Source organism: Frateuria sp. (assembly GCF_035695185.1).
Taxonomy (GTDB): Bacteria; Pseudomonadota; Gammaproteobacteria; order Xanthomonadales; family Rhodanobacteraceae; genus Frateuria_A.
In genome coordinates this window covers 1-9039 of the sequence record NZ_DASSES010000132.1, presented here as the reverse complement: position 1 = coordinate 9039, position 9039 = coordinate 1, and the positions used below count along the sequence as shown (strand labels likewise).

Annotated in this window: 9 protein-coding genes; 2 read left to right on the top strand and 7 right to left on the bottom strand. The window is 67.6% G+C overall.

Annotated elements, in window-relative coordinates:
* A partial coding sequence (locus VFH59_RS10820; RefSeq protein WP_325164905.1) for a PilT/PilU family type 4a pilus ATPase occupies positions 1-649 on the top strand: 649 nt, incomplete at its 5' end.
* Between the two features lie 148 nt (positions 650-797).
* On the top strand, positions 798-1964 hold the full coding sequence (locus VFH59_RS10815; RefSeq protein ID WP_325164904.1) for a PilT/PilU family type 4a pilus ATPase: 1167 nt from the start codon (positions 798-800) through the stop codon (positions 1962-1964).
* Between the two features lie 179 nt (positions 1965-2143).
* On the opposite strand, the gene VFH59_RS10810 is transcribed toward VFH59_RS10815, so the two are convergent.
* The 7 genes from VFH59_RS10810 to gshB all read right to left on the bottom strand — a co-directional run bounded on the left by VFH59_RS10810 (position 2144) and on the right by gshB (position 8635).
* The gene (locus VFH59_RS10810; protein ID WP_325164903.1) at positions 2144-2527 is read right to left on the bottom strand and encodes a BON domain-containing protein; all 384 of its coding nucleotides are present in this window, start codon (positions 2525-2527) and stop codon (positions 2144-2146) included.
* 266 nt (positions 2528-2793) lie between these two features.
* Positions 2794-4569, bottom strand: coding sequence for a hypothetical protein (locus VFH59_RS10805; protein ID WP_325164902.1), 1776 nt, complete (start codon positions 4567-4569; stop codon positions 2794-2796).
* A gap of 124 nt (positions 4570-4693) precedes the next feature.
* A complete protein-coding gene (locus VFH59_RS10800; RefSeq protein ID WP_325164906.1) occupies positions 4694-5620 on the bottom strand; it encodes an aspartate carbamoyltransferase catalytic subunit in 927 nt (308 codons plus the stop codon).
* A 54-nt stretch (positions 5621-5674) separates the two neighbouring features.
* A complete protein-coding gene (ruvX, locus tag VFH59_RS10795; protein ID WP_325164901.1) occupies positions 5675-6106 on the bottom strand; it encodes a Holliday junction resolvase RuvX in 432 nt (143 codons plus the stop codon).
* 37 nt (positions 6107-6143) lie between these two features.
* Complete coding sequence (locus VFH59_RS10790) at positions 6144-6716, bottom strand: YqgE/AlgH family protein (RefSeq protein ID WP_325164900.1); 573 nt, start codon at positions 6714-6716, stop codon at positions 6144-6146.
* Between the two features lie 93 nt (positions 6717-6809).
* Entirely contained in the window at positions 6810-7676 is an 867-nt protein-coding gene (locus VFH59_RS10785) for a TonB family protein (RefSeq protein WP_325164899.1), read from the bottom strand.
* Entirely contained in the window at positions 7673-8635 is a 963-nt protein-coding gene (gene gshB, locus VFH59_RS10780; protein WP_325164898.1) for a glutathione synthase, read from the bottom strand. Before gshB ends, VFH59_RS10785 begins: the two co-directional genes overlap by 4 nt.
* Positions 8636-9039 lie beyond the last annotated feature (404 nt).

The window sequence follows — 9039 nt, the reverse complement described above, 5'->3', positions numbered from 1 at the left end:
CCCGACCGGCTCGGGCAAGTCGACCACGCTGGCGGCGATGGTCGACCACATCAACAAGAACGAATACGGGCACATGCTCACGGTCGAGGATCCGATCGAGTTCGTGCACACCTCGCAGAAGTGCCTGGTCAACCAGCGCGAAGTCCATCGTGACACGCACGGCTTCAACGAGGCGCTGCGTTCGGCACTGCGCGAAGACCCCGATTACATCCTGGTCGGCGAGCTGCGCGACCTGGAGACCATCCGGCTGGCGCTCACCGCGGCGGAAACCGGCCATCTGGTGTTCGGAACGCTGCATACCAGTTCGGCGGCCAAGACCATCGACCGCATCATCGACGTGTTCCCCGCCGGCGAGAAGCCGATGGTGCGCTCGATGCTGTCCGAATCGCTGCGCGCGGTGATTTCGCAAACGCTGCTGAAAAAGGTTGGCGGCGGCCGCATCGCGGCGCACGAGATCATGGTCGGCATCCCCGCCATCCGCAACCTGATCCGCGAGGACAAGGTGGCGCAGATGTATTCGGCGATCCAGACCGGCCAGCAGTACGGCATGCAGACGCTGGACCAGAACCTGCAGGACCTGGTCAAGCGCGGCCTGGTCTCGCGGCAGGAGGCCATCGGCTACGCCAAGAACAAGGACGTGTTCAAGTGAAGCGGGGACGGGGAATGCGCGGTGCACGACGCCCCGCCGCCCCGCGCTCCGCTTCGTCGTTCGACGGCAGCCCCGTGCGCGGACAGCCCTCGCGCTCCCCGTCTTCCGTTCCCTGTTCCCCGTTTTCCGCTCCGGGAGGAGCCACGCCATGAGCGACTTCGACTTCACCTCCTTCCTCAAGCTGATGGTGCACAAGAAGGCGTCGGACCTTTTCATCACCGCGGGCGTCGCGCCGTCGATGAAGTTGCAGGGGCGCATCGTGCCGATCACGCAGAGTCCGCTCAGCGTGCAGCAGGCGCGCGACATGGTGCTCACCATCATGACGCCGGCCCAGCGCGAGGAATTCGAGAAGACCCACGAGTGCCAGTTCGCGGTTTCCGCACAGGGCGTCGGACGCTTCCGCGTGTCGTGCTTCTACCAGCGCAACTGCGTCGGCATGGTGCTGCGACGGATCGAGTCGAAGATCCCGACCTTCGAGGAGCTCACGCTGCCGCCGGTGCTCAAGACGCTGTCGATGACCAAGCGCGGCATCATCATCTTCGTCGGCGCTACCGGTTCGGGTAAGTCCACCTCGCTCGCCGCCATGGTCGGCTACCGCAACCAGAACTCCACCGGTCACATCATCACGATCGAGGACCCGATCGAATACGTGCACAAGCACGAGGGCTGCATCATCACCCAGCGCGAGATCGGCATCGACACCGACAACTGGGAGAACGCGCTGAAGAACACGTTGCGCCAGGCCCCCGACGTGATCCTGATCGGTGAGGTGCGTACGCGCGAGACGATGGAGTACGCGATCAACTTCGCCGAAACCGGCCACCTGTGCCTTTGCACGCTGCACGCGAACAACGCCAACCAGGCGATCGACCGCATCCTGCACTTCTTCCCCGAGGACCGGCGCCAGCAGCTGTTCATGGACCTCTCGCTGAACCTCAAGGGCATCGTCGCGCAGCAGTTGATCCCCACGCCCGACGGCAAGGCGCGCCGCGTCGCGGTGGAGGTGCTGCTGGGCACGCCGCTGGTGCAGGACTACATCCGCCAGGGCGAGATCCACAAGATCAAGGAAGTGATGAAGGAGTCGGTCAACCTGGGTATGCGCACCTTCGACCAGAGCCTGGTCGAGCTCTATCACGCGGGCGAGATCAGCTACGAGGATGCGCTGCGCCACGCGGACAGTTCCAACGAAGTGCGCCTGCGCATCAAGCTGGCTCAGGGCGGCGATGCACACACCCTGTCGCAGGGCCTGGAGGGCGTCGAGCTGGAGGACAACCGCGACAACAACCAGTTCGGTGGCGGCATGCTGCGACGCTGAGGCGCGCGATCGGCGCTGGCCAGGCCGGGCGGCCGCGCAGCCACGACAGCGTCGCGCCGGGGTGGCGCATTACGCGAAGAAGCTCCGGCGAAACGAGGTCCGGATGCACGAAAGAAAAGGAGCCCGAGGGCTCCTTTTCCGTTTCCCGGGCGCGCATCGGGCGATGCGCAGGCCTGCGATCAGGGCGTATCCGCCCCCGCGGTCACCGTCAGGCCGGTGGCGTCCACGCTCTTGACGCCCTTGACGTTGTGGGCCACCTGGATGGCGCGGTTCTTGTCCATGTTGCTGGCGACCGTGCCGGTCAGGCGCACCATGCCGTCGTGGGTCTCGACCGAGATCTTGCTGGCCGGGATCTCGGAGGTGGTGGCGAACTCGGACTTCACCTTGGTGGTGATCCAGGCGTCGTCCACCTTGCCCGGCACGGTCTGGTTGCCGGACTGCATGCTGCCGCTGGACTGCGCATCGGCGTCCTGCGCGAGGGCCTGCGTGAAGGGTACGGCGGCCAAGGCAGCGGTCAGGCCGGCGGCGATGAAGGCTCGATGGAACGCGGAATGGGTACGCATGGCACTCTCCTTCGGATGGAATGTCGCGATACGGCGCATTTGCACCGTGGACCATCGCAACAGGGCCCGCGTGAACGAGGTGTACGTCGGACGGATCGGCGTTCAGTGGCAATTACCGTTGTGAACGGCTGCCTGAAAGGAAGGTTCGGCGGGCGCGAAGAGAGCGTAAGCCGCGTGTTGCAGGCTGGCGCATGCGCATCGGGAGCCGGATGCAAACGGGGCGCCACGAAGGCGCCCCGCGTTGCCACACCTTCGGCCTGCGTTGCCTACTTCAGTGTGGTCTGGCTGGTGATCACCAGGCCATGGCCATCGACGTGCGCCTCGGCGTCCATCGCCTCGATGCGCGCCGCCTGCGCACGCATGGCTTCGAACTGCGCCCTGGTGCGTGCCTCGGTGGCCGCCTTGTTCGCCTGGTCGTCCGCGCCGGACGGTTCCTCCTTGCCGAGGGCCGCCGCGGCCGAGGCGAGGCTGTCGGCCTTTTGCTGCATCAGGTTCACCCAGTCCAGGTACATCTGACCGCTCAGGTGCATGCGCAGCATCTGTCCGTCATTGCCGATCGGCGCCTTGAGCGCTCCGGCGAGCCTGGCGTCCTCGCCCGCACCCACGCCCAACCCCAGGCTTCTGGGACCCATCGCCAACCAAGCCGGCTGGCCGAACATGTTGGCGAGCGTCGGCGGCAAGGCCACCGGCTTCCCGTCGGCGGTGAGCTTCAGTTGCGCCAGCGCGGGAGTCATCATCTGGCCCATCGCCAGCAGGCCCGCCGGGTTACTCGTACCCAGCACGAGCCGGCCGGTGAACTGCGGCATCGCATTGGCCCGGCCCGGGCTGAAGCTGTCCAGCGAAAGCCCCATCCCCAGCAGGTCGCCGAACGGCGGGATCGCCGCCTTCTGCATGGCCGGGCCGAGCTTGGCGAAGGTGTCGTTGAGGTCGGCGAGCGCGGGGCAGGCGAATGGCTTGGCCGTCACGGCGTCGGCCTGGGCGCTCCAGAACGCGCGCAACTGCGCGACCGGCAGGCCCAGGAAGAACTCGAACGGCGAGCTCGGCTGCGTCGCACCAAGCCCGGGCAGGTCGACCTTCAGGCCGCTGAAGGCCTGGGTGATATCGCTGGCCAGGGACACATCCCAGCGCATGTCCTGGTGCTTGGCCTCCAGGCGGGTGTAGCCGAAGCTCAGCTCCGGCACGCGGTTGGCGACGCGCGCGGCATCGGCCTGGCAGCTGGGCGGGATCTGCAGCTGATTGGCCACCGGCTCGCCGGTCTTGGCGGACTCCGCCTGGGCACGCGCCTTGAACAGGGCGTTGAACAGCGGATCCTTGCCGCTGGCAGCCAGGGGCAGGGCGCGGGTCAGGTCGAGCTCACCCACCGCCCACTTCTGGTAGCCCCTGGCTTTGACGAGCCTGGCCAGGCGGCCATCGTCCTGCAGGCTCCGGCCCGGACGATCCAGGCCCAGCGCCTGGCGCAGCAAGGGCTGTGAGGCATCGGCCGGCAGGATCGCGGCGACCGCCTGCTTGCCGACCACGGCCAGGATCAGCTGGGTGCCCGTGGCGACCGAAACATGCCGGCGGTAGTTCTGCTTGCCGAGGCTGGCGAGCTCGAACTTCTTGCCGTAGGCGGCCTCAAGGCGACCGACGAACCCCTCGAACGCATCGGCATCGCTGAGCTGGAAGCGCAGCACCGGTGCCAGGCCCAGGCCGTAGAGCGCGGAGTAGCCCTTGAGGTCCAGGCCGGCGTCCTGCGCGAAGGTTTCGACGCTCTTGCCATCCAGCTCCTTGGCGAAGGCACGGAGCAGGTTGGCGGTGTCGGCATCCTTGGCGGCGATCTCGTCCGCGGCGGCGCGCAACTGCGCCACCTCCGCCGGCATCTGCGCGTTCGCCTGGGCGAACAGGGCAGTGCGGGTGTCGTCGTCGAGCACATCCAGGTTGGCCACCACGTAGGGCGTATCCGCGGGAGCGAATGCCAGCGGAGCATCCTTGTCCTTGTGCCCGCAGGCGGCCAGCAGCAGGCCGGCGAGGGCCAGCGCGAGGGTGCGCTTCGTCGATCGCATGGTTTCCATCCCCTTGGATTCGGTGTGGTGGGGAATTATGCCTGACGGCGGGAAGTGGAGCGCCGAGCCGGCGGGGGCGGCCGGCCCGTCCGAGGGGGCCTTGCTACCCGCCTGCTCCGGAGCCCTAGCGCCCCAGCAGCTCGCCCAGCACGGCCATGCGAACGAACACGCCATTGCCGACCTGTTCGAGGATTTTCGACTGGGCGCCGTCCGCCACTTCCGAAGCGATCTCGACGCCCCGGTTGATCGGGCCCGGATGCATCACCAGGCAGCCCTTGGCCGCCATTCCCAGGCGGCGGGTATCCAGGCCGTAGCGGGCGAAGTAGGCGGCCTCGTCCGGAAGTTCGGTGGCGCTCATCCGCTCCTTCTGCAGGCGCAGCATGATGGCCACGTCGGCCCCCGCGACCGCTTCGTCGAAATCCTCGACGAACACGCAGCGCGGGAATTCTTCCTGCGAGGGCATCAGCGGCGCAGGACCGCACAGGCGGATTTCGCGCACGCCCATGGCGGTGAGCGCATGGACGTCCGAACGGGCCACGCGCGAGTGCTTGATGTCGCCGCAGATCACCACCGCCAGGTTCTCGAAATCCGGGCGGTGCTCGCGGATCGTCATCACGTCGAGCAGGCCCTGGGTGGGATGGGCGCGGTTGCCGTCGCCGGCGTTGATCACCGAGACGCCGCTCATGGCATGGCGTACCAGCTCCTCCGGCGTGCCGGACGCCTTGTGCCGCACCACGATGGCGTCCAGGTGCATCGCCTCGAGCGTATGCAGCGTGTCGAACAGTTCCTCGCCCTTGCTGGTGGAGGAAAAGCCGATGTCGAAGTTGATCACGTCCGCACCCAGCCGGCGCGCGGCCAGCTCGAACGAGGTGCGGGTGCGCGTGGACGGCTCGAAGAACAGGTTGAGCACGGTGCGCCCGGCGAGCAGATCCAGCTTTCGCGTGCCATGCGCGCAGGCATCCCGCATCGAAAGAGCCCGGTCCAGCAGGCGCTCGATGCAGGCGCGCGGCAGCTTTTCCAGCGTGGTCAGGTGACGCAGGCGGGTGTTCATGGCAGGCGGTTCGAAGGCGCGGGAAGGGATGAACATGCGATGGCCTGATTCAAGCTAGTGGGAGGCGGACGCCGCGGCAAGCCAGCGCTCGAGGATCACCGCGGCGGCTTCGGCGTCGAGGGTGGCCGCATCGCTGCGGCGCTTCGTGCCGGCGGCGCGCGCCTGGGCGAAGCGTTGCGCCGCTTCCTGCGAGCTGTGCTGTTCGTCGACCAGCGCGACCGGTTTCTGATAGCGCTCGCGCAAGTGTTCTGCGAAACGGCGGGCCAGGCGCGTGGCCGGCTGTACGGTGCCGTCCGGCGCCAGCGGCAAGCCGACGACCAGCGTGTCGGGCTGCCATTGGCCATGCAGGCCGTCCAGCTGCGCCCAGTCCGGGCCGCTGTCGCGGACGGCGACCACCGCCAGCGCGCGGGCACTGGCGGTGATGGTGTTCCCGACGGCCACGCCGATCAGCTTGCTGCCGACGTCGAAGCCGAACACGCAGCTCATGCGTGCCGGTCCGTGCCGTCGATCGTCCGGGAGGAGGTCATGCGTGGCCCGCGTAGCCCGGAAGCTGGAGCGGATCGACGCCGACCAGGCCGGCGGCTGCGCTCCAGCGTTCCTCCAGCGGGGTGTGGAAGAGCACCCGTTCGTTGGCCTCGGCGGTGAGCCAGCTGTTGTCCTTCAGTTCCTGCTCCAGCTGGCCGGCGCTCCAGCCGGCATAGCCCAGCGCCATGAGGGCATCCTGCGGTCCGTCGCCGGAGGCCATGGCGACCAGGATGTCGCGCGAGGTGGTCACCGACCATTCCGCGTTGATGCGATAACTGGACTCCCAGTGGCCGTGCTCGCGGTGCAAGACGAAGCCGCGCTCCTGCTGCACCGGGCCGCCGATCAGCACCGGCCGGTCGGCCAGCTCCAGGTCGCTGCAGTCGAGCTTGAGCTGCGCCAGCACATCGCCGAGCCGGTACTCGGACAGCCGGTTGACCAGCAGGCCTACCGCGCCATCCTCGTCGTGCTGGCACAGGAAAGCGACGCTGCGCGAGAACGGCGGCTCGGCCAGGCTCGGCATGGCGATCAGAAAATGTCCGGCGAGGGTCTGCGGTTGGGGAACAGCGCTCATGCGGCCATTGTAATGCGAGGGCGGGTGTCCGTTGTAACGCCGCCGATGTGAAGCGCCCGCGTTGGGTCCCGACGGGATGCGCCACCCGCGCGTCTAACGATGGCGCAGCGTGTCGTCCACGCCGAACTCCCACACCCGGTCGATGTAGAGGATGGTCGTGCCCTGCTTGTCCTGTGGCCAGGGCGGGAAGGGCGCCGAAAGATGCACGATGCGCTTGGCCGCGTTGTCCAGGACGGTGGAGCCGGAGCTACGGATGATCTGGATGTCCGCGATGCTGCCGTCGCGGTTCAGGCCCACGCTCACCTCCAGGTCGCCATGGATGTGCTGGCGCCTGGCTTGCTCCGGGTAGTTGAGGTTGCCGACGCGCTCGACCCGCTTGAACCAGCCGTGGAGGTAGGCCGCGTACATGCCTTCGGCGGTGTTGGCCGAAAGGAACTTCTTGATCGGGCGCTTGGCGTAGCGTTGGACCCTGCGGTCACGCTCGGCGGTCAGCCTGGCGGCCTCCTGCCGGAGCTGCTCGAGCTTGGAAGGTGGCTGGTCGGGCTCCGGGCGGGCCTTGTCCGCCGTGTCGCTCGCCACCTTTCGGCGGCTCCTGCCGATGGTCGTGATCAGGCGGTCCGGCGTGGCATCCTGGGCCTGCAGGCGCTGCTGTTCACGGGGAAGGGGAGCGACGCCTTCGCCCGGTACCGGCAGCAGCCCCGACAGGCGCTCGGTCGGCCGGCCAACCTCATCGCTGTTGCCCCCGCCGCGGTTGTTCGCCTGGGCCAGGAAGTCGGCCTTGTCCGGTGCGTCGCGATTGGCGACGTCGACCAGGGTGACGTCCAGCGTCGGCAGGCTGGGCCTGGGCCTGGCGAAGTGAAAGGTCAGGCCGAGCACCAGCACGCCGTGCAACAGCAGGGAAAAAAGGAAAGTCGCCCCGATCGGGTCAGGGGTGTCGGGGCGGCGGACAGTGGCACTCACGCGGGGGCGTTCTCGATCGCGTCGAACAGCAGTCCGGCGATATTAAGCCCGAACTGCGCGTCCAGTTCGCGCACACAGGTCGGGGATGTGACGTTGATCTCGGTGAGGTAGTCGCCGATCACGTCCAGGCCCACGAATCGCAGTCCGCGGCGTCGCAATTCAGGGCCGACCTGTGCGGTGATCCAGCGGTCGCGCTCGCTGAGCGGCACGCCCTCGCCGCGCCCGCCGGCGGCCAGGTTGCCGCGGAACTCATCCCCCTGCGGGATCCGCGCCAAAGCGTACGGGACCGGTTCGCCGTCGATCAGCAGGACGCGCTTGTCGCCGGCGCTGATCTGAGGGATGAACTTCTGCGCGACCGTGAACTGGCGGCCCTCGCCATGGGCGTCGCCACCGACCAGGGTCTCGAGCATCGAGTTGAGGTTGGGGTCGCCGGCCCGGACACGGAAGATCCCGCGCCCGCCCATGCCATCGAGTGGCTTGAGCACGACTTCCCCGTGCTCGGCGACGAACCGGCGAAGTTCGGCCGGGTCGCGTGCGACCAGCGTCGGCGCCATGCACTGCGGGAAATGCAGTGCGAACACCTTTTCGTTGCAGTCGCGCAGGGCGCGCGGATCGTTGATCACCCTGACGCCGTCGCGCTGGGCCGCCTCCAGCACCATGGTGTCGTAGATGAACTGGGCGTCGACCGGGGGGTCCTTGCGCATCAGCACCATGTCGATTCCGCGCAGTTCACGCCACTGCGCGGCGCCCAGCTCGTACCAGCCCGCGGGGTCGTCGCGGACGGAAAGCGGCGCAAGGCGGGCAAAGGCCACGCCATCGCGCAGGGCCAGGTCGTCCTGCTCCATGTAGAACAGGTCGTACCCCCGGCGTTGCGCCTCCAGCAGCATGGCGAAGGTGGAGTCCTTGGCGATCTTGATGGCGCGGATGGGGTCCATCAGCACGGCGACCGAAAGCGGCATGAAAAATGCTCCATGGCAGGAAAGTGCGCAGCCGGGGACTGGCGGGTGGCGTGCGCGGCAGGCCCGGATGGTCGCCGAGGGGGCGCACAGCGGCAAGTTCTGACGCGCTCGCTCAAGAACTGACGTGTTTGCCGATATGTCCGGGGAGCCGGCGCTACACCTTGATTTTGCTTGACGCCGCTGCGGTCAGGCGGTAAACAGCAACGCATTGAGTGCGTTGCCGGCAATCGGAACGCAACCACAGAACAAGTTGCGGTTTTTTCTGCACACTGGTCGGCATCCGCCCGGCCCGTGTGCCTTACCTGAGCCTCGGGCGGGCACCAGGGGGGTTGAGTGAACTTGAATACGAGCGACAACGGCTTGTCCGGTCTGAAGGTCATGGTGATCGATGACTCCAAGACCAT